The sequence below is a fragment of the Vibrio sp. L5-1 genome (assembly GCF_021728315.1).
GTDB lineage: Bacteria > Pseudomonadota > Gammaproteobacteria > Enterobacterales > Vibrionaceae > Vibrio > Vibrio splendidus_K.
On record NZ_JAKKCQ010000007.1, the window covers coordinates 185,179 to 208,659 of the forward strand.

A 23,481-nucleotide genomic window follows, 5' to 3' on the forward strand; every position below is an offset into this window, starting at 1 on the left:
CTAATTACCACCGCAACCATCAGCTGCTGAGCCTAAAATTACTGTAGTAGTTGCAGCACTTGCAGCTGTTGTACCAGTAGCTTGCGTATAAGTAACAATACATGCCGCTGCGTTCGCATTAGTGCCTACAAATGAGTATGTAATGCTGGTATTTGCAGTACTAGCCGTTACAGACCAGTCTGTAGATAAGCCAACAACAGCAGCACCAATACCATCAACGTCCGCTGTTGGGTAACCAAAAGAAGTTGTAATCCCTTCTACTGCAGGAGCTGGGGTTGCTGTGTACTCTTGAGACTCAACTCCCTCTACAGCAGCTTTGCCATAAACGATACCAGCAGCACTATCAATTGCTCCCTTCAGGCCTTGAAGCGAAGACTCACGAGCATCATCTTGCAAGTTTAGGAAACGTGGTGCCGCAGTTACAGCAAGAATACCCAGAATAACAATTACAACCACTAGTTCGATTAGGGTGAAACCGCCTTGTCTTTTCATAGTTAAGCTCTCTCTATGTTTAATTTTACGCAGACTTACTGCAAAGTTACGGTCACACGACCAGTTTTAATTTCGTAAACAAATTGGTGCTCGGTATTACCTTCTAATTGAATGTAAGTACACGTTGCATCACCTGAATTCGCTTGCGCTGAATATTTGTAATTTGAGTCGCTAGCAACATCTGAAACCGCACCTACTTTAGGTGGGTTTTGCAGTAAGTTTTCCATCAACTCAGAACAGGTTTCATCTGAAATATCTTGTGGTGCAGTGCTCGAATCGTTGTTCAGAGTCCATGGGTAGCCATCTCTAAAATCGGTGTCTACATTGTTACTGTTCTTTGATCTTGTTAACCAAAAATCAACACCATCATAATTTACAGTATTGTATGTTTCAACACCAATCTTCTCAGATGGTCTAGCTTCAGCTTCCCATTGTGCTCTTGCCGACAAAACAGCGGTTGCAAAACCACCAGCGACACCTTCAATGCTTGATTTTTTAGCCTCATCTGTCACGTCGAGGAAGCGGGGTAAAGCTGCTACCGCCAATAAACCAACGACCACTATCACTATGACTAATTCGACAAGGGAGAAACCCTTTTGATTCTTAAGCATTTTCTACCTACTCATCTAATTATTAACGCGCATTATACATTCACGCACGTATAAAACCATACAAAAACTGTCAATATTTTCACAAAGCCAAAATATTGGCTTTTACACTAAATCTTTCTTTCTTGAGTAATATATCTATCTGATACTTATCACTATAATGATAACGACAGTGAAACTGTATGTTATCACTTTTATCTTCAACACTCGGTGAACTGAGCCCTAAAATGCTTTCTTGAGGGTATAATTCTTCAAGCCAATACTGACAGTCTCGCTCATCTCCTTGAATCGGCATTATCCAGCCTGTTCGGCTATAATTTTTAGGATGTTCCGAGTCATTGTCTTGCTCAGCACCCGATAACAAATACTGTTGCTTGAACAAATTCGCTTGCTCTAAAATTCGCTTGCTCGCGACGATCAATGCCGTATTAGTCGCTTCTTCTTCTACCGTTTTAAAGGCAGAGAGCACCCCCACAATAAGAAAAAGAATAACGACACTCCAAATAACAAAACGTGAGCGTTGTAGGTTATTTAGCATTCCCTAGCCTTTGATTGCATCCAGCATTCCCCACATAGGTAGGAAAATACCCAGAGCTAAGATCAGCACCATACCAGCCACAACCACCAATAAAATAGGTTCGATCCTTGCGGTTAAGGTCTTTAAGTCATAATCGACTTCTCGATCATAAAAATCGGATACCTCAAGTAGCAGCTCATCAATACGGCCGGTTTCTTCACCCACCGAAATCATTTGTATCACCAGTGGGGTGAAAATTTCGCTATTGATCGCTGTTGAAGAAACCGTACTACCGGCTTCTATTGCGGCTTTCATAGCTTGTACTCTCAACTCAAGGAATCGGTTATCCAACGCTTCCGCAGACAACGACAGTGATTGGTTCAGTGGTACACCGGCTTTTAGCATCAAGGCGAATGTGCGTGAAAAACGCGAAAGTAGCGCTCGATTCACTACCCCGCCAATCACGGGTATTTTTAAGCGTAACCTGTCCCACTTCTCCAATCCTTTGTCTGTCTTAACCCATGCTTTGAAAGCAAAAATAAGACCAAAGATAACCGCGAGCATTAAGACCCAGTAATTAACAAAGAACTCCGACATACCAATTAAGATACGAGTTGGGAGCGGCAGGTCGACACCAAAGCGCGCAAACATACTAGAGAACTGTGGAATAACCTTAATATTGAGAATGAACATCGCGACCAAAATAAAGCTGATCACAAAGGTTGGATAACGCATCGCAGTCTTGATTCGTTTGCGAGTCTCTACTTCTTGCTCATAGTATCCAGCCAATTGCAGCAAAGCTTGGTCTAAACGACCGGTATTTTCACCAACCCCAATCATTGAGACAAACAACGGGCTAAATACCTTGGGATGCATCTGCATCGATGCGGCTAATCCACGGCCATTGGTTAGCTCAGCAACCACTTCTTCTAGCGCTGCTTTCAGCTGCTTATTTTCACAGTTTTGAGTCAGGCCTTTCATCGACCTTAATAGTGGTACGCCTGCCTTGGTTAGGCTGTATAACTGTCGACAAAACAGAACCAAAACTTCAAGCGGAACATTGGGTGAAAACAGGCTAGATACATCCATATCCAAGACTGAACCACCACTTTTACCCAGCTTGATTGAGGTGGGAATAATTCCCTTACTCATCAAACTTTCTGCGGCAAGATCTTCGTTATTCGCCTCTAACTGACCCGTAACCTGGCTGCCATCAGAACTGCGACCTACATAACGATACGTTGGCATATCACTCTACCCCTACAGATAAATTGGATCTGTGGCACCGGAAGCATCGCCTTCACCAAGGTGCATTATCTCATCGAGGCTCACGACACCTTGCAAAGCTAACTCCATCGCAGAAGCCAACAACGGTTTGTAGTTTTTAGACCGCCTTGCCGTTTGAGCAAAGCCAACCGCGTCATTCGCTCTGAGGGCATCCATCATGTCTTGCTCTAGCTCCAACATTTCAAATACACCAATACGCCCGCGATAACCGGTTAGGTTACAGTTCTGGCAACCACGACCTTTCATGAATGGCACAGCCACTTGATTAGGGAAACGTACGCTCAACCACTGCTTACGAGGTTCATCCAATTCATCCTCAACCTTACAATCAGTACACACTTTACGAACTAATCGCTGTGCCACCACCGCTCTCACGGCACTTGCCACGAGATAACCGGGAGCACCCATGTCCATCATACGTAACGCACTGTCTACTGCATCGTTGGTATGCAGCGTACTTAAGACTAAGTGACCTGTCAGTGCGGCTCTCAAGCCAATCTCAACGGTTTCGTGGTCGCGCATCTCACCAATAAGGATAATATCGGGATCCTGACGAAGGAAAGTTCTGAGGATAGTAGAGAAATCGAGATTGATCTTAGGGTTTACCTGAACTTGGTTCACTCGAGGGAGGCGGTATTCCACCGGGTCTTCCGCGGTAATGATCTTTTTGCCCGGCTCGTTTAATTCGCTTAGCGCACCATATAAGGTTGTCGTTTTACCAGAACCCGTCGGGCCAGTAACCAAGATCATTCCATGAGGACGGCGTAATTGTTGGCGAAGACGAATAAGAAGATCATTGGGAATACCCGACGCTTCTAGCTTACGTAAGCCTGCTGATTGGTTAAGCAAACGCATCACCACAGACTCACCATGCTGAACTGGCATGGTCGACATACGAATATCGACCGACTGGCCTTTGGCTCGAATATTAAAACGACCATCTTGAGGAAGACGCTTCTCTGAGATATCGAGGTTTGCCATTAACTTCAAGCGCAGTACGAGTGCAGAAGCAATATTGACTTCATTCAGCAGTGTTTCATGCAGCACGCCATCAATACGCTGACGAAGACGCAATACGTTTGAATCTGGCTCAATATGAATATCAGATGCACCGACTTGGATTGCATCTTCAAATAACGAGTTGATCAGCTTAACGACCGTCACTTCGTCACTGTCTTCACCAGCAATATCAAAATCAAAGGCGTCATTGACTTGGTGTTCGGCATGAAGCTGCTCGGCGAAAGACGCAATTTCTTTGGTTCGGCGGTAATAGCGATCAAAGCCATCCACCAATTGTCTTTCTTGAGCGACAACGAACTCAAGCGCGTAGTCACCTAGTTGGCCAAGTAATGATTCCTGAGCAAACAGATCCGCAGGATCACTCATTGCGACACGTAACGTATCGCCTTGGCGCCCAATAACCAATGCACGAAGGCGACGAGCATGTACTTCAGGTAAAAGCTGCACCGCTTCAACATCAACAACCGCTCGACTTAAATCAATGAGAGGAATAGCGAGTTGCTGGGACAAGAAACTCAACATCTGTTGTTCTGATAAGAAACCAAGTTCAATTAGCGCATCACCCAGCTTACGACCTGTACTTTTTTGAGCAGCAAGAGCTTGTTCAACTTGGGCCTCAGTGATGATTCCCTCTTCGACGAGCAAATCACCTAGCCTTTTTCTTAATCTAATTTGCATCGCCACTCTCCTCTAAAGCTTTGATTATGTTTAAGCGGTCACGCACAAAGTTTTGCGATTGAGATGAGATTCCCACTCGGGTTAAGGCACCTTGGTATGACTCTTTTGCAGCAGAAAAATCAAGTTGACGCTCTTGTTGAATCGCAAGGCCAAGCCACCAGCGAGCATTATCTGAATCAACCTCGACTAACTTTTGGTAACTCTCGAGCGCGATGTCTTCTTGCTGAGATTTTTGACTCAATGCAGCACGCATTGCCAAATAATCTTGAGTAGGATTTGGTGGCATGTGGATTAACGGGCTTAAAGCCGCTTCTGCTTGGTTAGCTTTAACCAGCAGTTTAGATAAACCCAACCGTAGCTTTTCGCTGTTGATATTAAGTTTGATACCAGATTGAAACAGCTCGTAGGCTTTGCGAGTGTCACCCTTGCCAAAATAGAGAATCGCGAGTTTCTGACGAACCTCTTCATTTCGTGGCGTATAACGCAAGGCTTCGGTGTAACCTTTCAAAGCACCAGTAAGATCATTCGCATCAAGTGCTTTCTGAGCTCGCCCTTGTGCATTCACTGATAATTGCTCAGGCGATAGCTCTACCTGCTCAATCAACATTTCGCTATTTTCTGAACTGTCAGAAGATTCTTTCTCATTAGTGATAGGAGCCGGATCTTTTTTTGCCACGCTAGCAACGTAAATCGGCTTTGGAATGTCAGTATTAGTCGCTTTAGCCGTGCTTAACGGTTTAGGCGTAACGTTAGGGGTTGTCGTTTTAGAAGTACTCGACCTTGTCGTTGGCTTAGCTTGAACGTTATTGGCCGCTACTGTGTTTTCTGCTGAACGGGGCGTTAAATCTAGCGTCACTAATTTCTTGGTTGGCGATGAGAGTGTTTGAGTGACAACATCCTGCATTTCTCCAGAACTCTCTACGACAGAGATCTGGACTCGAGCATCTCGAGTTGAGATTGAATGTTCAACGGCTGGGCCTTGTGATATTGCCCAACCGCCCATCGCTAAGCTCAGAGTGAAACCAGCCACCAACCAAACCAATGGGGACCGTGTTTTCACTTTAGGCACCACTGCCGCTTCAATCGAAGTCGCTGACTTTTTCTTTGCCAATTCAGACAAGGCGTTATTTATGACGCTCATAATTAATTCCAACCCCACAGTATTGGCGTTTTAAATTTAGGCTTACATACATCGTAAGTTTCATGCATGGCTGAAAACAGGTGCTGGTTGTCGATACTTTTCTTATCTTCACTGAACGAGAGCAAAAGAGCCTTATGGCATAGTTGATTTATCAATCTTGGAATACCTAACGATGAGCGACAAATCGCCTTTTTTTGATTCAAACTGAACAATTCAGGATTACCACCAGATTTAGCAATCCGATTATCAATATACGCTACCGTTTCATCGAGAGTCAGTGGCCTCAGTGTTGAACTAAACGTAATTCTTTGACGAAACTGCCTAAGATGATAAGCCTCTAATCGAGCATCCAACTCAGGCTGCCCTAATAAAACAATTTGCAGCAGTTTTTTATCTTCAGTTTCAAGGTTACCGAACAACCTTAATGTTTCGAGAGCTTCATCCGATAGAGCTTGAGCCTCATCAAGAATCGCTACCACTCTTAAACCTGAGTTGTGTAACTCAATGAGCTTATGCTGAATGTTATCAACTAAGGTTGCTTCATTATCGATAGTCAAACCCAGCTCTTTAGCAACGGCTTGGCGTAAATCAACACCAGAGAGCACAGGGTTTGGTAGGTAAATAAGAGCAGTACAACCATTTAGGTGATTGACCAACATCCGACAAACCATGGTTTTTCCAGTACCAACCTCTCCGGTGACCTTAATCACGCCCTCGCCCATTTCTAACGCCGAGATCACCGTTTGAATCGCTTCGAAATGAGGCGCTAAACCATAAAATAAATCGGTATTCGGCGTTAAAGTAAATGGCAGTTGTTCAAAACCAAAGTGAGCTTGATACATAAGTGACCTAGCTTAGTTAGATGCTGCCAATCTACATTGAGAAAATAAGCGATTACTCTTCATCAGGGAACCACTGCTGCAGCAGATCTCGAGAGCGTTCTAACTCAGTTTGCCAAGTATTCACGCCAACAATCGTTGGTTTTAGTAAGATCACTAACTCAGTTTTTTGCGTCAACTGACTGGTATTACGGAACAAATGACCGAGTGCTGGGATATCGCCAAGGAATGGTACTTTCGACGTGATATCACTGGTGTTTGATTTCATTAACCCACCAATCACCACAACATCACCATCTTGCGCACGAATCACTGAGTCAGATTCACGAATAGAGCTTTTTGCCAATGGAAGTGAAACAATGCCTGTAGTTGAACCAAGGTTAAGCTCTTTCACCTCTTCTGCAACCTCAATAACGGCAGGATGAACATGTAAAAACACACTGCCTTTATCATCGATCTGAGGGGTCACATCCAGAGAAATACCAGAGAAGAATGGGGTTAACTCAACCTCAGGGGCCACATTCGCGTTATCACCACTACCAACTGCACTTGATAAGTCAGTTACGTAGTATTCGTCGGTACCCACTTTTATCACTGCTTTTTGGTTATTCGCAGCAGTCACCCTTGGGCTAGATAGGACGTTCAAGTCACCCTGTGTACCCATGAAACTCAATACCGCCTCAAAGCTACCACCAGAGACAACAAGGTTAGATTGACCACCTAAAGCAGCGCCGATTGGGTCCATGCCTGGCAATGTACTTGGGATAATCGCACCAGCGGCATCTTTAACAATAGAGCCCATACCTATCGTATAGTTAGTACCATTCGACGAGAACATCTTGGTCCAGTTGATGCCTTGTTGATAGCCATCACTTAAGGTCACTTCCATGATTTTGGCTTCCAAGATAACTTGGCGCTGCAAACGCTTCTGAGAAATACCTAAGAACTCTCGAACCTCACGAATTTCGTCAGGGTAAGCACGAACCGTAATCACACTGGCTTGCGGCGTTACCACTACGCTTTGCCCATCACCAGAACCAATGAGGTGAGCAACTGCCGCTTCAAGCTGTGGCCAGAAATCACTTTCAGAGGTCGTTTCAATCTCTGTACCGCCATTCGATGTCGAATTCGATGAGTTAGATGAATTTGACGAGTTTGAGTTCGAGCTTGAAGAGCTCGATGAATTCGAATCAGAAGTCGTGATCGTTCCGGTGGTGATGGTCGTCAATGAACGACCTGAACGCTTCACTTGTAAGTAATCAACTGGGATCGTCACTGTGCGTAGACCAGCAGGGTAAATCTGAATAACTTTGCCACGTTTTTCTATATCGTAGCCATACATATCCTGAGCAACAGCCAACACTTCATCTAACGTCACATCTGTCAGGTTTAAAGTCAGCTTCCCGGCAACGCTTGGGTGAATAGCCGCGCTGTATTCAGTGCCTTTTACCAAGCTAGCAAAAAAGGTTCTCGCTTCAACACCTTTAGCTTGAATACGAAAACGCTTAACGGTTTCCATACCCGGAGACATGGCATCCGAATTAAGCTGAGGCATCAGGTCATCTTGTACCGACGAAGGAAGATCACGAAGCGCTTTGCTATTCGCTTCATTAATTGATTCGTTTAAAGACTCTTTGATCTCAACGGGATCTCTATGTCCCATCGAACAGCCGACTAAAGATGACACTAGGATTGCTACTACAAGTTTACGCATGTCTTCACTCTAACCTTAATTATTCTTAACATCTAAAGAGAACATCTCTAATTTCCACTGCTTAGAGCTTCTCTGCAGAGTGACGTATTCTGGATCTATGTTCTTAACTCGGTACCCTCTGATCGTTTCTCCTTGACCGAGAATCTGACCATTCATAATGGCATAGCAAGGTGTATCGCCTTTGCACACAATGCTTTCTAGAGAAGGTAAGCGATAACGAGTTGGCGCCTTTTTAGCTGACGTTGTTTTTTGTTGTGGCGTCAACCAGCCTAATGGCGCCGTAGGATCCTGTTCGGCCCAAGCCATTTGGCTACTAAAAAGTAATGACAACAAAAGAGTTCTAACCACCGATAAACTCCTGTCTAGTACCTAGTGTGTAAACCTCAAACACCAGTCGAGCTTTAGGGTATTCTTCGACCGAATACTGAAATGTGCGCCAGTAATAACTGACAGGAAGAGACTCAAGCGCTTGAAGATAAGCGGAAATATCAAAGTAACTGCCCGTTAATTCCATTCTTACAGGGTGAAGAAAGTAGCCTGAATATTCACTGGTCTCTTGATTATTCGAAATTGCTTCTGGTTTTAACGACTCTAGCGATTCGAGCTTAAGTCCATTTCCGGCATTAAGAACAGTCTCCAATAGTTGAGACATTTGAGAAGGCGTGATCAGTCCATCGACAATCTGGGAAAGCTGAAGTGACAGATCTTGGCTCTCCACCAGCAGTTTTTTGTACTCTCGATTAATGTCTTTGTCTGGATCTTTGTTTAACTTAGCTTGAAGAACGAGCAACTCACCTTGCTGTCTCTGGTTTGCCTGAGTCAGATTCATCGTCTTAGCATTTTTAGCCTGTAAATCGAGATACGCTGGCTCAACCAACAAGGTGAACAACAACATAGATAGGCCAACAAAACCACACACGAAAAGTAGCCATTTTTCTCTCTGACTTAATGCAAGAAACTTATCGCTAAGCTGGTTCCACTGCTGCATTATTTACTCTCCCTGCGAGTACTTAGCTCAAACGTCACCACATCCTGATCATTGCGCCCAATTTTTAGTTTTTCAAAAGCACGTCCAACTAAATTAAGCTCACTTTTAAACTGACCAATCCAGTTAGGAACCACATTTGCGTTACGAGCAAAGCCACTAAGATCTAAAGTCTCGTGAGTCATGTAGATGTGCGAAAGAGAGATGTCATTTCGGCCTAATTTAGCTAAGGAATTCATGACGCCAGAATACCCGACTTGTTGTGATTCGTCGTATTGTCCTACCGCCTTCAAAGCCTCTTTTTTAGCCTGAGTCTCACGTTTGAGACGCGCAACTGCCGCCACTTTCTCTGGAGACGGTTTATGCTGAGTTAACTTACTATTCAATTGGTTAACTTGCTTGTTAAGCTGGTTCGAGTCATGTTGCAAAGCTGTTAGGGTTTTATCTAGATTAGAAGCTTGATACTGCATTACAAAGTAACCACCAAGTAGCAGCACACAAACGAGCCCCCAGCTCGCAACAACATTCGTCAGCGTAAAATATTCTTTCTTAGGCTTGAGGTGTTCAGGGTAAAGATTGACATTAAAAGCCTCTTTTTCAGCCGCAAGCTTAACCAACAAACTCTCTGAATTATCACGCTCACCTTCAACGAGCAGAGAAACGGTCGAACTCAATGTGTTATTTAACGCGCCTTGTAACTCAGACTCATCTTCCTCATCACAGCAGATTTTCAACTGATGAAGTTGAGTACCTTTAATTTGAGAAGAAAGGTAATCAATCGAGCGTTGGAGTTCTAGAGCAAGGCCATCTAACTGCAGAGCGCTTGATGCAACACCCGTTAAAGGTGGAACAACACTACGGATGGTTCTTTGAAAGCAAACGGTATTTTCAACAAACGCACCCAGCTTAAAGTGTGAATTGGCGCTGCGCTGTAAAAGGATGAAATTAGACAGTTCGCCAGCACTGTAACCCCAGATTTCATCTTCAGGAGCAACACCTATTAATTCAACCTGAACCGAATTAGCAATATTCAAAAGCTTGTCTAACAGCTTTTTAGGCAGAACATACACTTGCAGCTTATTCGACGTCGGCAACGCGACCGCACTCGCGACAATTTCAGTCACTCTTTCAGAGACAAGATCTTTGAGTAAAAAAGGCAGGGCAACCGACCATTCACTCTCTGGAATGTCCGGTTTATCAATTTGGTAGGTTTGGTAGTAGTTAGCACAGACAATCAGCTGGAGGCTATTACTAGTAAACGCCTCACTGCTAAGCGATTTTTTTAGCGCACTCTCCCAGTCCCCATTAACCACAGGAATGCTAGTTACTTGAGGTTCTTGTTCTGTCGATGAAATATAAATGGCATCGTTGCCTAACATGACAACTTGAGAGCTGCCTTTATTATTAGTTGGCTTTATCTTGTCTAAAATCGCTTTAAAATTCATTGTTAACTACTACTCTTACGCCATCGATTTCTTCGTCCAACTTTCACAACAGATTCCGCTTTCGCGACCTTTTCAGCTTGATTAGGCAAAGGGATAATCTGTTGTTCTTCGTCGAAATATCTCCCTTGATAGCCGTTAATGCCTAACTCTATCAAGGTGTTCTTTTCTTGTTTTGTCTCGACTCCAACAGCAATAACTTGAGTTGGAGAATCACCGCATGCCCCAATTAAGCTTCGGACAAACAGTTGATTCTCATGCCTTTGATCGATTTTCTTTATTAAGCTTCGATGAAGCTTAATGTAATTGACCTTCAAGTCCTTTATATAGTGAGTGCTAACAATGGTTCGTCCAGCTTGGCCAACCACCACTTTACACCCTAAACCTCGCAGCATCTTTGCCACCGGTCTCATATAATCAAGGTGGGCAATCAAGTGCCCTTCAGGAAACTCAAACGCAAGCTGAGAGCGATGCTGAGCAGAGAGCTGTAATAACTCACTTCTAAACCACTTAAAATGCTGTTTATTCGCAAATGGAGTAACATTCAGATTCACCGAATAGTTGAGAGGCTGAGTTGACTCTTTCAGCGATTTCAACAAAACCTTTAGAACCGATTGGTCCATTTGAGCTTGATAACCCACTTGCTCTACCGCAGGCATAAATCGAGACGATTTCAATAAACCTTTATCAGGGTCCTGAATTCTAGTGAATATTTCTCTATGTAATTCATTGGCTTGACCAGATTCCGGCATAAGATAACATCGCTGAGCAAAGATTACTAAATTTTCAGGAAGCAGCGCTTTATCCAATAATGTTCTCCAACGAACACTGCCTCTATCCAACTCATTTGTATTCTGCTTAGGGTAACGGCTCCAGTTATTAATACGCTCCAGCTGGGCACTCTTTAATGCTGTTTCCGTTTCATCCATGATCTGACTGTGACGCTCACCTTCGGTATACATGGTTACGCCAATATGGCACCAATTATCAGAATCTAAAGGTTCCGGCGGGGTTATCTTGTCTAACTGCCTTAAACACTGAGCCGCTAAGGTAGCAATATCTTTAGCCCCTTGATGCGGAATAAATACGGCAAAATCAGCATCGTAATAACGAGAAAAAATAACATCAGGATAGCGTTGAACAATATTCGACAATACTTCGCCAACTTCGATAATAAAGCCGTCAGTGATTTGCTTGTCATTAGCATCACGGACTTGCTCCCATTCGTCGATACGTATCAATAACACACCACCTCGAGCACCGCTTTCATGCAAAGCCGATTCAAGCTTGTTATCGAATAAGACTCGGTTTGCCGTCCCTGTGAGTTTGTCTAGGAAGGTATGGGTACGAATAAAGGTATCGAAGCGGCTTCTTTCTTGACGAGCATCTTGCAGCTCTTCGATCAAGACATCCAAGGCTTCACTTGCCGTGTATGGCCATTCAAGTTCATCTCCCTTTGCATGAGCCTCAACTTGCCCAGCGAGGATCATTCTTCCTCGCTCTTCCAATATCTCAGAACCCATCAACTGTTCCTTCAACCAACGAACACCACGAGCCAGACAGAAAAGGATCAATGCAACCGCCAAAGTAATTGACCACATTGCTTCCATTGAGTAGCTATAACCAATATAAGGAGGCAATGCTTTAAACTCGATTCGATAACCTTCATTGCGCTCTAGAATGAAGCTTCTTTCATAAAGACGATTGGGATCAATTTGTGGGGAGGTATCTTTGAAGCGATAAACGATGCCAGTCTGGTTCGAGAGTTTCATCTCAACAATATTGCTCGCCTGTAACATCTTAGGCATCCAACGCTGCATCGAATACGCGGCGTCAGGATCTTCCATCTCTTTATCTACAACGTCGACAATACCAACCAAATAATGATCTAAATATTCTTGTCCGATACGCTTAAAGGAAAGTGTGCCACCAATAAAAAGAATGAACATCGCACTGATCACGATCACAGTGACAAATGCGACCAATCGAGTGCTCAATTTTAGTGTCGGGGTATATCTCATGAATAACGAAATCCTTTTCAACTCACATTATACCGTATTGCTACTTATACTATAAATTGACGTTGTAAATAAAGCGTTAAGAATTCTAGGTAACAAAAAGCCGCGATAAACGCGGCTTTTTCCAATTTAATACTGTCTTTATAATATATTAAAAACAGGGCTTAAAATGGGATGTCATCATCAAAATCCATTGGCGGCTCATTATATTGAGGTTGAGCCTGCTGAGGAGCTTGTTGAGGTGCTTTCGGCTGCTGTTGAGCTGGAGCACTGTATTGTTGCTGTGCTTGTTGCTGCTGTTGTGGCTGTTGTGGCTGACCCCAACTACCTTGCTGTTGGTTGTTACCCATACCACCTTGAGCAGGAGCACCGCCTTGAGCACGACCGCCAAGCATTTGCATTACACCGTTGAAGCCTTGAACAACGACTTCTGTTGTGTAGCGATCTTGACCGCTTTGATCTTGCCATTTACGCGTTTGAAGTTGACCTTCAATGTAAACTTGAGAACCTTTACGTAGGTACTCACCAGCAACTTCCGCCAGCTTGCCAAACAGAGCAACACGGTGCCATTCTGTTTTTTCACGCTGTTCGCCAGTTGCTTTATCACGCCATGACTCTGACGTTGCAATGGTAATGTTCGCTACTGCACCGCCATTGGGCATGTAACGAATTTCAGGGTCATTACCTAGGTTACCCACTAATATAACTTTGTTAACTCCACGGCTAGCCATGATTTGCTCCGTCTAAATTCATAGTCTCAGAAAAATTTTAGCGCACAAGAATAGCATGCTTTTCTGCAGTGATAAATCGCATTCCTATTCTCGCCTCACTACAAAGAATAAAAACGTAACAAATCATGATATTCAGAGCGATGTTGCTTTTTTCTCCACTTACAAACCACTCATTTACTTTGATAATTGATATTCAACGCAAGTCACTATTAAGGCAGTAGAGAAGCGAAGGCCTGCATGACAACGTGGAATCTCATCCCAGTTCAACAAGGAATTTCAATGAGAAAATCTCGATACGCTCGCACTTTGCATTTTATTTGCATCGACCCAAACGACACCTATCTACATGTAAAAGAGATAGAAAAGCACTTATCTATTATTCTCTACAAAATGACACCGGACGATTTGATGTTATTTGATCGCAAGCAGAGCAACCGAATTTTACTGGTTGATTACAAAGAGGTGCCTCGATTAATCAACCTTCATCCAAATCTACCTGTGATGTGGAAAAATCATGAGATCATTTTATTCAATGTCCCCAAAGCTCTTCCCACATCGGAGTTGATTACGTTTGGCGTATTAAAAGGTCTCTTTTACAACTCTGAAGAGAAAGCCAAAATAGCGAAGGGACTTGAAGAGGTCATTAATGGAGACAACTGGCTACCTAGAAAAGTGGCAAGCCAATTACTCTTCTACTATCGAAATATCGTGAGCACCAATACCACCCCTACTAATGTCGACTTAACAATTAGAGAGCTGCAAGTGATTCGCTGCCTTCAATCAGGCTCATCAAACACGCAAATAGCCGATGACTTGTTTATTAGCGAATTCACCGTCAAATCTCATCTTTATCAAATATTTCGTAAGTTAGCCGTTAAGAATAGAGTCCAAGCTATTGCATGGGCAAACCAGAACTTGCTTGCATAATTGATCAGCCTCTTAAACTGACGATAATTTTGAGGAAAACTCTAGTGAACCATACGGATTGTTGCTGAATTTTCGACATAACTTATGCTAGAGTTGCCCTCAGAAATTTCAACCATTCAGGTTGAATCCATAATTATTATAGATAAAGGGTCTTACCATGATCAAAAAGTGCCTTTTCCCGGCAGCTGGCTACGGTACACGTTTTTTACCTGCAACTAAGTCAATGCCGAAAGAAATGATGCCTGTCGTAAACAAACCTCTGATTGAATACGGCGTTGAAGAGGCGATCGAAGCCGGTATGGACGGCATGTGCATCGTGACTGGCCGTGGTAAGCATTCATTGATGGACCACTTTGATAAGAACTACGAGCTTGAGCACCAGATCAGCGGCACCAATAAAGAAGATTTGCTGATCAATATCCGTGAGACGATTGAAGCAGCAAACTTCACGTACATTCGTCAACGTGAAATGAAAGGCCTTGGCCACGCTATCTTAACGGGTCGCGAACTTGTGGGTGATGAACCTTTTGCAGTAGTGCTTGCTGATGACCTTTGTGTTAACGAACAGCAAGGTGTACTGGCTCAAATGGTTGCACTATACAAACAATTCCGTTGCTCAATCGTTGCTGTACAGGAAGTACCTGAAAACGAAACACACAAATACGGTGTTATCTCTGGCGAAATGATTAAAGATGACCTTTTCCGTGTTGATGACATGGTAGAAAAACCAGAACCAGGCACTGCGCCAAGCAACCTAGCAATCATTGGCCGCTACATTCTGACTCCAGATATCTTTGAGCTTATCGAGCAGACTGAACCAGGCAAAGGCGGCGAAATCCAAATCACTGATGCATTGCTAAAACAAGCAAAAGCAGGTTGTGTATTAGCTTACAAATTTAAAGGCCAACGTTTTGACTGCGGTAGTGTTGAAGGCTACATCGAAGCAACAAATTACTGCTTTGAAAACCTATACAAAAAAGACCAGCAACAAATTGAGCTAGGTAAGCACTCAACAACAAAAGAAGCTTAACCGCTAATTTTGGCTTACTCACTGTTTAGCTACTGAGCGGTTTAACTATTTAGCTATTTAGCTATTGAGCTATTGAGCTATTGAGTTAACAGCAATTAGCGGTTGGTTAACAGCATATTAAATGATTCCAAGGGTGACTCAAAAGAGTCGCCCTTTTTTTGTTTACTGTTTTTTTATCCAGTAAAACTTTGCACAAATCTCACTCTATGTAATACTTTAGCCACTTAAAATTACATGGTCTATTGAGATGGATAAAATAGAAATTAGAGGCGCTCGTACGCATAACCTCAAAGACATTAACCTAACCATACCCCGTGATAAGCTGACGGTTATCACCGGTTTATCAGGTTCAGGAAAGTCGTCACTTGCGTTTGATACCCTCTATGCGGAAGGTCAACGTCGTTATGTTGAGTCTTTGTCGGCTTACGCCCGTCAATTTCTATCTCTTATGGAAAAACCCGATGTCGACCACATCGAAGGTTTATCTCCAGCCATCTCCATCGAACAAAAATCGACCTCTCACAACCCTCGTTCAACCGTCGGTACCATCACTGAAGTCTATGACTATCTAAGACTGCTTTACGCGCGAGTCGGCGAGCCACGCTGCCCTGATCACAATATCCCCCTCGCAGCGCAAACCATCAGCCAAATGGTCGACAAGGTATTAGAACTGCCTGAAGGCTCAAAGATGATGCTGATGGCACCGATCGTCAAAGAACGTAAAGGTGAGCATGTAAAGACACTGGAAAACCTAGCTGCGCAAGGCTTTATCCGAGCTCGTATTGATGGAGAGACCTGTGATTTGTCCGATCCACCCACATTGGAACTGCACAAGAAGCACACCATTGAAGTCGTGGTAGACAGATTCAAGGTTCGTCCTGATCTTCAACAACGTTTAGCCGAGTCATTCGAGACCACATTAGAGCTATCTGGTGGTATCGCTGTTGTCGGTTGGATGGATGACGCAGAGCAAGAAGAGATCGTTTTCTCTGCAAACTTCGCTTGTCCAAAGTGTGGCTACAGCATGCAAGAACTTGAGCCGCGCCTATTCTCATTTAACAACCCTGCTGGTGCATGTGGTACTTGTGATGGACTTGGTGTTCAACAATATTTTGATCCAAGTCGAGTGATTTTAGATGAAAACCTAAGCATTGCAGAAGGTGCGATAAAAGGCTGGGATCAGAAGAACTATTACTATTTTCAGATGCTAACATCGCTATCAGACCATTATGGCTTTGATCTGTATGTACCATTCAACTCTCTGCCTAAAAAGACTCAAGAGATCATTCTTAAAGGCTCAGGGCGTACTGAAGTGGAATTCAAATACATCAATGATCGTGGTGATATCCGAGTCAAGCGTCACCCATTTGAAGGTATTTTAAATACGCTAGAACGTCGCTACCGCGACACTGAATCTAGCGCGGTGCGTGAAGATCTTGCCAAGTACATATCAACGAAATCATGTTCTAGCTGTGATGGTACGCGCTTAAGATTAGAAGCTCGAAATGTCTTCATTGGCGATACCACACTGCCCGAAATCGTTCAGCTCAGCATTGCTGATGCACTAGATTTTTTCCAAAACTTATCGCTCAGCGGTCAGCGTGGTCAGATCGCTGATAAAGTAATGAAAGAGATCAATGATCGTCTGCATTTCTTAGTGAACGTTGGTTTGAATTACCTGAACCTATCACGCAGTGCTGAAACACTGTCTGGTGGTGAAGCGCAACGGATTCGTCTCGCAAGTCAAATTGGTGCTGGTTTAGTGGGTGTTATGTATGTACTCGATGAACCATCAATTGGCCTCCACCAGCGTGATAATGAACGTCTACTGCAAACTTTGGTTCACCTCAGAGACTTAGGAAATACCGTGCTTGTTGTTGAACATGATGAAGACGCAATCCGTTGTGCTGACCATGTTATCGATATCGGCCCAGGTGCGGGTGTGCATGGTGGACACGTGGTCGCAGAAGGCACCATGCAAGACATCATCGAAAACCCGAATTCTTTAACCGGGCAATACCTGAGCGGCGCCAAAGAAATTGCGATACCAAAACAAAGAACGCCTATCGACAAGAAAAAGGTCGTCGAGATCGTTGGCGCAACGGGGAACAACCTAAAGAATGTCACTGCGACGATCCCTGTAGGCTTGTTCAGCTGTATTACGGGGGTATCGGGGTCAGGTAAATCCACACTAATCAATGACACCTTCTTTAAAGTTGCCCACACTCAATTAAACGGTGCTACAACCGCAGTTCCGGCGCAGCACAAAAAGATAAAAGGCTTAGAGCATTTCGACAAAGTGATCGATATTGATCAAAGCCCTATCGGTCGCACCCCTAGATCAAACCCTGCAACCTACACTGGTATTTTCACGCCAATTCGTGAGTTATTTGCCGGTACCCAAGAATCACGATCTCGTGGCTACAAGCCAGGTCGATTCAGTTTTAACGTTCGTGGTGGTCGCTGTGAAGCGTGTCAGGGAGACGGTGTCATCAAAGTAGAGATGCACTTCTTGCCAGATGTGTATGTGCCGTGTGATGTGTGTAAAGGTAAGCGTTATAACCGTGAAACTTTAGAAGTTCGCTACAAAGGCAAAACCATTGACGAAGTTCTAGAGATGACAGTGGAAGATGCTCGAGAATACTTCAACCCTGTTCCTGTTATCGCTCGTAAGCTGCAAACATTGATGGATGTTGGCCTTTCCTACATTCGCCTCGGACAAGCAGCGACAACCTTATCTGGTGGTGAAGCGCAGCGTGTTAAATTAGCGCGTGAATTGTCTAAACGAGACACGGGAAAAACCTTATACATTCTTGATGAACCAACAACAGGTCTTCATTTCCACGATATCCAGCAGCTATTGACGGTATTACATAGGCTGCGTGATCACGGTAATACGGTTGTCGTGATTGAGCACAACCTCGATGTCGTCAAAACAGCAGACTGGATCTTAGACCTTGGTCCTGAAGGTGGTCAAGGTGGTGGTGAGATTGTTGCAGAAGGTACACCTGAAGATGTGGCGTTAGTCGAAGGTTCACACACCGCTCGCTTCCTTAAGCCTATGTTAAATTTGAAGTAGGTGTAAAATAGCGCCCTGCGAGCAGACAGAAAAATGTTAAAGTAACAGAGCTTGTTTCAGAAAGAACAAGCTCTGTTTTTATAAGGTTAGGGATTTATGGCAACAATACACACTAGTGGTACCCAACTAGAAAATCAGGTAACTCAGCTACCACTCAATAAAGCATTTCTGGCTTCTTTAGCTGTTGTATTCTTGTTAGCCATGCATTTTTTCATGCCGAATCCTGGAGGCTCAGGCCTTGCGTTATCGTTTAACCCAACCACTTGGTTAGCTCTTAGCTTTACGTTAGCAATTGGCTTCTACCAACTCGCGACTAACCGAGTACTCAAATATTCCAAGTTAACCGTTGGCTTGCTGATCAGTTGCGTGATACTTACGCTACCCACGCTCTACAGTAACGCCTTTCCTCAAGCAGCATCTGGTCGACTACTGGGATTGTGGGCGGGCTTCGCTTTATTCGTCGTACTTCAGCAATTTAAGTTCAGCAATAAACACAAGCAACGCATGCTGTGGTTCATTGTGCTTGCTGTGGTTATACAAGCACTCTTTGGTTACGTGCAATATTTCTTACTGGAACCCGGCAATCTATTTGGTTACAACACTGCGGCTAATCGACCTTATGGGATATTCCAACAACCGAATGTAATGGCTAGCTTTTTAGCTACTGGTTTTGTGCTTTCAGCGTATCTTTTAGCGAGACAGCCCGCTAAATATAATCACAAAATTAGCGAGTCGTTCTTACTATACCTAACACCAACCTTAACCGTACCTTTGCTGATCATCATCGCATCACGTACAGGATGGTTGGCTGCCGTAATCGGGTTTGTCTGCATTCTGCCTTACCTATACAAATTCTCGACTAAGAAGCGATTTTACGGATGGTGCAGTTCAGTTCTACTTGGGGTTGTTGTTGGTTTTACCATCATTAGCTTACAGTCTGTAGATAGTTTAGCGAGCCAAAAAGCCAGTCGTTCTCATTTAGAAGATGCTCGAGGATATATATTCCCACAAGCGTTGGACATGATGATAGAAAAGCCATTTACAGGGTATGGCTACGGGAAGTTCGAATCCGAGTACACGCTATACACAGCTCGCCAGCATCAACTCAACCCAAATTATCAACCCGGCCTTCCTTCAATGGATCACCCTCACAATGAGTTCCTTTTTTGGGGAGTAGAAGGGGGAATTGTACCAATCATCGGGATCTTGATTGCTGCGTTTTTAGTCATGTCACGTATAGCAAGCTCAACGAAGGGAACACGTCTAGCACTGTTCGCGCTATTTATTCCTATACTCTTACACTCTCAGCTCGAGTATCCTTTTTATCATTCTGCGATTCATTGGATAACATTCATCATATTGATTTACTGGGTTGATCAACGCTCTTCTCGGCACTATCAACGGTCGTTTAGTATCGTCAGTAAAACCCTATTTAGAGTGTCTAGCTTAGTGATTCCGATCTTGGTGAGCTTCTATATGTTGAGCGCGCTGCATACCAATTATGTCCTGACTCAATTTGAACTTTCTAAACCCAGAAACCCGGATATTCTTAAGCAGGTAACAAATCCTGTAGTCTGGAAAGATCGCTATGATTGGGACGTATACAGCACCTATCTAAATATCGGCCTCTACAAAGCTGATCCTAGCTTGATCCAACCTTATATAGATTGGTCGTTAGAGATCATAAAACGAAAGCCAAGGCCTGCTTTCTACAGCAACCTGATTCTTGCATATCAAGGATTGGGCGATCACAGTAAAGCAGAACAAATTCGTAGTGAAGCGAGCTTCTTGTTCCCAAATAGAGACTTTTCCAAGGTTCAATATAAGAAAATATCAGAAGCTGAAAATAACATTTCTTCTGCTAAATGACGCCAAGAAATCTAGAGTTAATTCACCATATTGACGTTTAGTCTAGACACAAAAAAGCGCACGATCTCTCGTGCGCTTTTCTTTTGAACTTGAGTTTATTACCGCTATTTTAAAACGTCTTGCAACGCTTTTAAGCACAAAGCGACATTCTCTTTTCGAGCGCCATAACCCATTAAACCAATACGCCAAGCCTTGCCAGCCAAAGAACCAAGTCCCGCGCCAATTTCAAGGTTATATTCTTCTAGAAGTTGTGTTCTGATTTTGGCTTCATCGATTCCTTCAGGGAAATAAAGCGCATTGAGCTGCGGAAGACGACTCTCTTCATCAACCACAAACTTTAATCCTAGTGCTTCTACACCTTCTTTAAGCTCTTGGTGCATCGCATGGTGACGTGACCACGCATTATCCAGGCCTTCATTTTTCAATAAAACCAACGACTCATGCAGAGCATACAGGCTATTCACGGGTGCCGTATGGTGGTAGCTACGCTTGCCTTCTCCACTCCAGTAACCCAGTACTAAGCTTTGATCTAGGAACCAGCTTTGTACCGGCGTTTGACGCGCCTTCATCTTCTCAACCGCACGTTGAGAGAAAGTCACCGGAGACAGGCCAGGAACGCAAGATAGACACTTTTGACTACCTGAATACACCGCATCGAGTTGCCATTCATCAACCAACAATGGCACACCACCTAATGACGTCACCGCATCCACAATCGACAACGCATCAAACTGACGAGCGACTGCTGAAATCGCTTGAGCATCCGATAACGCTCCAGTAGACGTCTCTGCATGCACAAATGCGACGGCAACAGCATCAGGGTTTTCTGCCAATGCCTTTTCGACCTTTTCAACGGAAACGGGCTTGCCCCACTCGTCATCTACAAGGATCGCTTCACCACCACAGCGCACAACATTCTCTCGCATACGTTCACCAAAAACGCCATTGCGACAAACAATCACCTTCTCACCGGGCTCAATCAAGTTAACAAAACAGGTTTCCATACCTGCACTGCCGGGCGCAGAAACAGCAATAGTAAATTCATTCTCTGTTTGGAATGCATACTTAAGAAGTTGTTTCAGTTCATCCATCATCGCGATAAATAACGGGTCGAGGTGACCAATAGTAGGACGGCTTAAGGCCTGTAAAACTTGAGGAGAAATGTCTGAAGGCCCCGGCCCCATTAACGTTCGGTGTGGCGGATAAAAGCTCTCGATAGCAGTAGTGAGTGTTAAATTAGACATGTACATCCCTTACGTTAATGTTGTGAACAATCCACCCTAAAGCAAATCGATACCGTCAGCAATTAGCTAAAAGTATTGAGGTCACACCAGTGTCACATAATTGTTAAAATTATTTTTTAAATATCTCCAGTTACGGATTGACATTATTACCGCAAACACGTTCAATGAAATGGCTATCTAGCAGAAGAGGAGCACTGCCCAGGCAGATGTTTTGTGGAACCGCATTTCCAATACAAAGCATCAAGGGGGAGCAGTGCCGAGATAATAAAAGGATGCAGGACCTTTATTATCGGTTGAGCGGGCTGAATCCCGGCAACTGTCGCCATTTCTATATGGTGAAGAGCTTCTGAGGTTACTATTCTAATAATTCCTCTCTTTTTGCTCTAAATACTCTCTTCGAAAAACATCGGACGTTGGATTACCCAACCATAATTTTATTTTAGGAAGTCGTGGGAGATATATCGTGAGTGCATCTAATGTAGCTGGTTCTTTTAATGTCGCTAAGTTTGGTGGAACAAGTGTTGCCAACTTTGAAGCAATGAGCCGTTGTGCTGCCATTATTGAAAATAACTCGAATACGAAACTGGTTGTGAGCAGCGCGTGCTCAGGCGTCACCAACTTGCTGGTTGAGCTAGCGAATGGTGTCCAAGACAAAACTCGTCGTCAGGAATTATTGACGCAATTGACTGACATTCATAACGCGATTCTTGATCAGCTAGCTGACCCAATTAGCATTGAAAAAGATGTGCACTGCATTCTCGATGACATTGCGAGTGCAGCCGAAGCAGCATCGTTCCAAGTAAGCACAAAGCTGACTGACCACCTAGTGGCATGTGGCGAATTGATGTCGACACATATCCTCGCTCAAATCATTCGCGAGCGTGGCACACCCGCTGTCCGTTTTGATATCAGAGAAGTGATGCGCACCAATGGTGACTTCGGCAAAGCAGAACCACAGTTAAAAGATATTGCAGCCTTAGCACAACAGAAATTGATTCCACTATGCCAACAGCAAGTTGTCGTTACCCAAGGCTTTATCGGCGCCGATAGCGAAGGTAACACCACAACGTTAGGTCGTGGTGGTAGTGATTACTCAGCGGCACTGATTGCAGAATCTGTACAAGCGATTGGTTTAGAAATCTGGACTGATGTTCCGGGCATCTACACCACGGATCCACGTATCGCATCGAAAGCATCTCCTATCCCAGAGATCAGCTTCAGCGAAGCATCGGAAATGGCAAACTTTGGCGCGAAGATATTACACCCTTCGACTCTAGTCCCGGCACTACGCCATCAAATCCCGGTATTTGTCGGCTCATCAAAAGCACCAGAGCTCGGTGGCACATGGATTCGTCAACAAGTTGAAAGCTCCCCTCTGTTCAGAGCGCTTGCCCTACGCTGCAACCAAACCATGGTTACGCTACGCAGCGCCAATATGTTCCATGCTTATGGCTTCCTCGCAAAAGTGTTCGAGATCCTGGCTAAGCATAAGATCTCTGTCGATCTTATCACTACCTCAGAGATCAGTGTCTCACTGACACTCGATCAAACAGATACATCAGGTGGTGCTCCTCAGTTACCAGAAGCCGCTCGAATTGAGCTTGAAGAGCTGTGTTCTGTGGATATTGAACACGACCTATGCCTTGTTGCTCTTATTGGCAACAACATGAGTGAAAGCAAAGGCTATGCGAAGCAAGTATTCGGCACGCTTGAAGACTTCAACCTACGTATGATTTGTTACGGAGCGAGCCCACACAACCTGTGCTTCTTGCTTGATGAATCTGTCTCCAAGTTAGCGATTCAAAAACTGCATCAAGAGCTGTTTGAATAAAACGACGGTTGCTCGATTAGTTAAAATCA

The 23,481-nt window shown here is 44.1% G+C and carries 19 protein-coding genes and 1 riboswitch; of the genes, 5 read left to right on the forward strand and 14 right to left on the reverse strand.

Annotated features, from left to right (window positions below):
- The 13 genes from L3V35_RS20930 to L3V35_RS20990 all read right to left on the reverse strand — a co-directional run bounded on the left by L3V35_RS20930 (nt 1) and on the right by L3V35_RS20990 (nt 13,472).
- A complete protein-coding gene (locus tag L3V35_RS20930) occupies nt 1-492 on the reverse strand; it encodes a type II secretion system protein (RefSeq protein WP_054547873.1) in 492 nt (163 codons plus the stop codon).
- A 35-nt stretch (nt 493-527) separates the two neighbouring features.
- Nucleotides 528-1,103, reverse strand: a complete 576-nt coding sequence (locus L3V35_RS20935; protein WP_054547874.1) for a prepilin-type N-terminal cleavage/methylation domain-containing protein — start codon at nt 1,101-1,103, stop codon at nt 528-530.
- A gap of 79 nt (nt 1,104-1,182) precedes the next feature.
- Nucleotides 1,183-1,638 carry a hypothetical protein gene (locus L3V35_RS20940; protein WP_054547875.1) on the reverse strand — a complete coding sequence of 152 codons (456 nt, stop codon included), beginning with the start codon at nt 1,636-1,638 and terminating at the stop codon, nt 1,183-1,185.
- A 3-nt stretch (nt 1,639-1,641) separates the two neighbouring features.
- On the reverse strand, nt 1,642-2,865 hold the full coding sequence (locus tag L3V35_RS20945; RefSeq protein WP_054547876.1) for a type II secretion system F family protein: 1,224 nt from the start codon (nt 2,863-2,865) through the stop codon (nt 1,642-1,644).
- A 12-nt stretch (nt 2,866-2,877) separates the two neighbouring features.
- Entirely contained in the window at nt 2,878-4,602 is a 1,725-nt protein-coding gene (locus L3V35_RS20950) for a GspE/PulE family protein (RefSeq protein WP_237300568.1), read from the reverse strand.
- Nucleotides 4,592-5,743: an MSHA biogenesis protein MshN gene (locus L3V35_RS20955; protein WP_237300569.1), complete on the reverse strand. Its 1,152-nt coding sequence runs from the start codon at nt 5,741-5,743 to the stop codon at nt 4,592-4,594. The genes L3V35_RS20950 and L3V35_RS20955 overlap by 11 nt, the downstream gene beginning before the upstream one ends.
- Before the next feature lie 2 nt (nt 5,744-5,745).
- On the reverse strand, nt 5,746-6,585 hold the full coding sequence (locus tag L3V35_RS20960; protein WP_054547879.1) for an AAA family ATPase: 840 nt from the start codon (nt 6,583-6,585) through the stop codon (nt 5,746-5,748).
- 52 nt (nt 6,586-6,637) lie between these two features.
- Entirely contained in the window at nt 6,638-8,296 is a 1,659-nt protein-coding gene (gene mshL / locus L3V35_RS20965; protein ID WP_054547880.1) for a pilus (MSHA type) biogenesis protein MshL, read from the reverse strand.
- A 15-nt stretch (nt 8,297-8,311) separates the two neighbouring features.
- Nucleotides 8,312-8,644, reverse strand: coding sequence for a hypothetical protein (locus L3V35_RS20970; RefSeq protein ID WP_004735948.1), 333 nt, complete (start codon nt 8,642-8,644; stop codon nt 8,312-8,314).
- On the reverse strand, nt 8,637-9,284 hold the full coding sequence (gene pilO, locus L3V35_RS20975) for a type 4a pilus biogenesis protein PilO (RefSeq protein ID WP_054547881.1): 648 nt from the start codon (nt 9,282-9,284) through the stop codon (nt 8,637-8,639). The genes L3V35_RS20970 and pilO overlap by 8 nt, the downstream gene beginning before the upstream one ends.
- The gene (locus L3V35_RS20980; RefSeq protein WP_054547882.1) at nt 9,284-10,726 is read right to left on the reverse strand and encodes a hypothetical protein; all 1,443 of its coding nucleotides are present in this window, start codon (nt 10,724-10,726) and stop codon (nt 9,284-9,286) included. The genes pilO and L3V35_RS20980 overlap by 1 nt, the downstream gene beginning before the upstream one ends.
- A gap of 2 nt (nt 10,727-10,728) precedes the next feature.
- A complete protein-coding gene (gene csrD / locus L3V35_RS20985; protein WP_054547883.1) occupies nt 10,729-12,744 on the reverse strand; it encodes an RNase E specificity factor CsrD in 2,016 nt (671 codons plus the stop codon).
- 161 nt (nt 12,745-12,905) lie between these two features.
- On the reverse strand, nt 12,906-13,472 hold the full coding sequence (locus L3V35_RS20990; protein ID WP_017078845.1) for a single-stranded DNA-binding protein: 567 nt from the start codon (nt 13,470-13,472) through the stop codon (nt 12,906-12,908).
- 279 nt (nt 13,473-13,751) lie between these two features.
- On the opposite strand from L3V35_RS20990, the gene L3V35_RS20995 reads away from it, so the two are divergent.
- The 4 genes from L3V35_RS20995 (at nt 13,752) to L3V35_RS21010 (ending at nt 20,377) form a co-directional block, all read left to right on the forward strand.
- Nucleotides 13,752-14,399, forward strand: coding sequence for a LuxR C-terminal-related transcriptional regulator (locus L3V35_RS20995; RefSeq protein WP_054547885.1), 648 nt, complete (start codon nt 13,752-13,754; stop codon nt 14,397-14,399).
- Between the two features lie 157 nt (nt 14,400-14,556).
- Complete coding sequence (gene galU, locus L3V35_RS21000) at nt 14,557-15,429, forward strand: UTP--glucose-1-phosphate uridylyltransferase GalU (protein ID WP_004735975.1); 873 nt, start codon at nt 14,557-14,559, stop codon at nt 15,427-15,429.
- A gap of 247 nt (nt 15,430-15,676) precedes the next feature.
- Nucleotides 15,677-18,508: an excinuclease ABC subunit UvrA gene (uvrA, locus tag L3V35_RS21005; protein WP_237300570.1), complete on the forward strand. Its 2,832-nt coding sequence runs from the start codon at nt 15,677-15,679 to the stop codon at nt 18,506-18,508.
- 96 nt (nt 18,509-18,604) lie between these two features.
- On the forward strand, nt 18,605-20,377 hold the full coding sequence (locus L3V35_RS21010; RefSeq protein ID WP_054547887.1) for a PglL family O-oligosaccharyltransferase: 1,773 nt from the start codon (nt 18,605-18,607) through the stop codon (nt 20,375-20,377).
- Between the two features lie 104 nt (nt 20,378-20,481).
- Here L3V35_RS21010 and L3V35_RS21015 read toward each other — a convergent pair whose 3' ends face one another.
- Complete coding sequence (locus tag L3V35_RS21015; protein WP_004735978.1) at nt 20,482-21,621, reverse strand: alanine--glyoxylate aminotransferase family protein; 1,140 nt, start codon at nt 21,619-21,621, stop codon at nt 20,482-20,484.
- Between the two features lie 176 nt (nt 21,622-21,797).
- A riboswitch (Lysine riboswitch) is annotated at nt 21,798-21,975 on the forward strand.
- Nucleotides 21,976-22,084: 109 nt separating this feature from the next.
- On the opposite strand from L3V35_RS21015, the gene lysC reads away from it, so the two are divergent.
- A complete protein-coding gene (gene lysC, locus L3V35_RS21020; RefSeq protein WP_054547888.1) occupies nt 22,085-23,452 on the forward strand; it encodes a lysine-sensitive aspartokinase 3 in 1,368 nt (455 codons plus the stop codon).
- Nucleotides 23,453-23,481 lie beyond the last annotated feature (29 nt).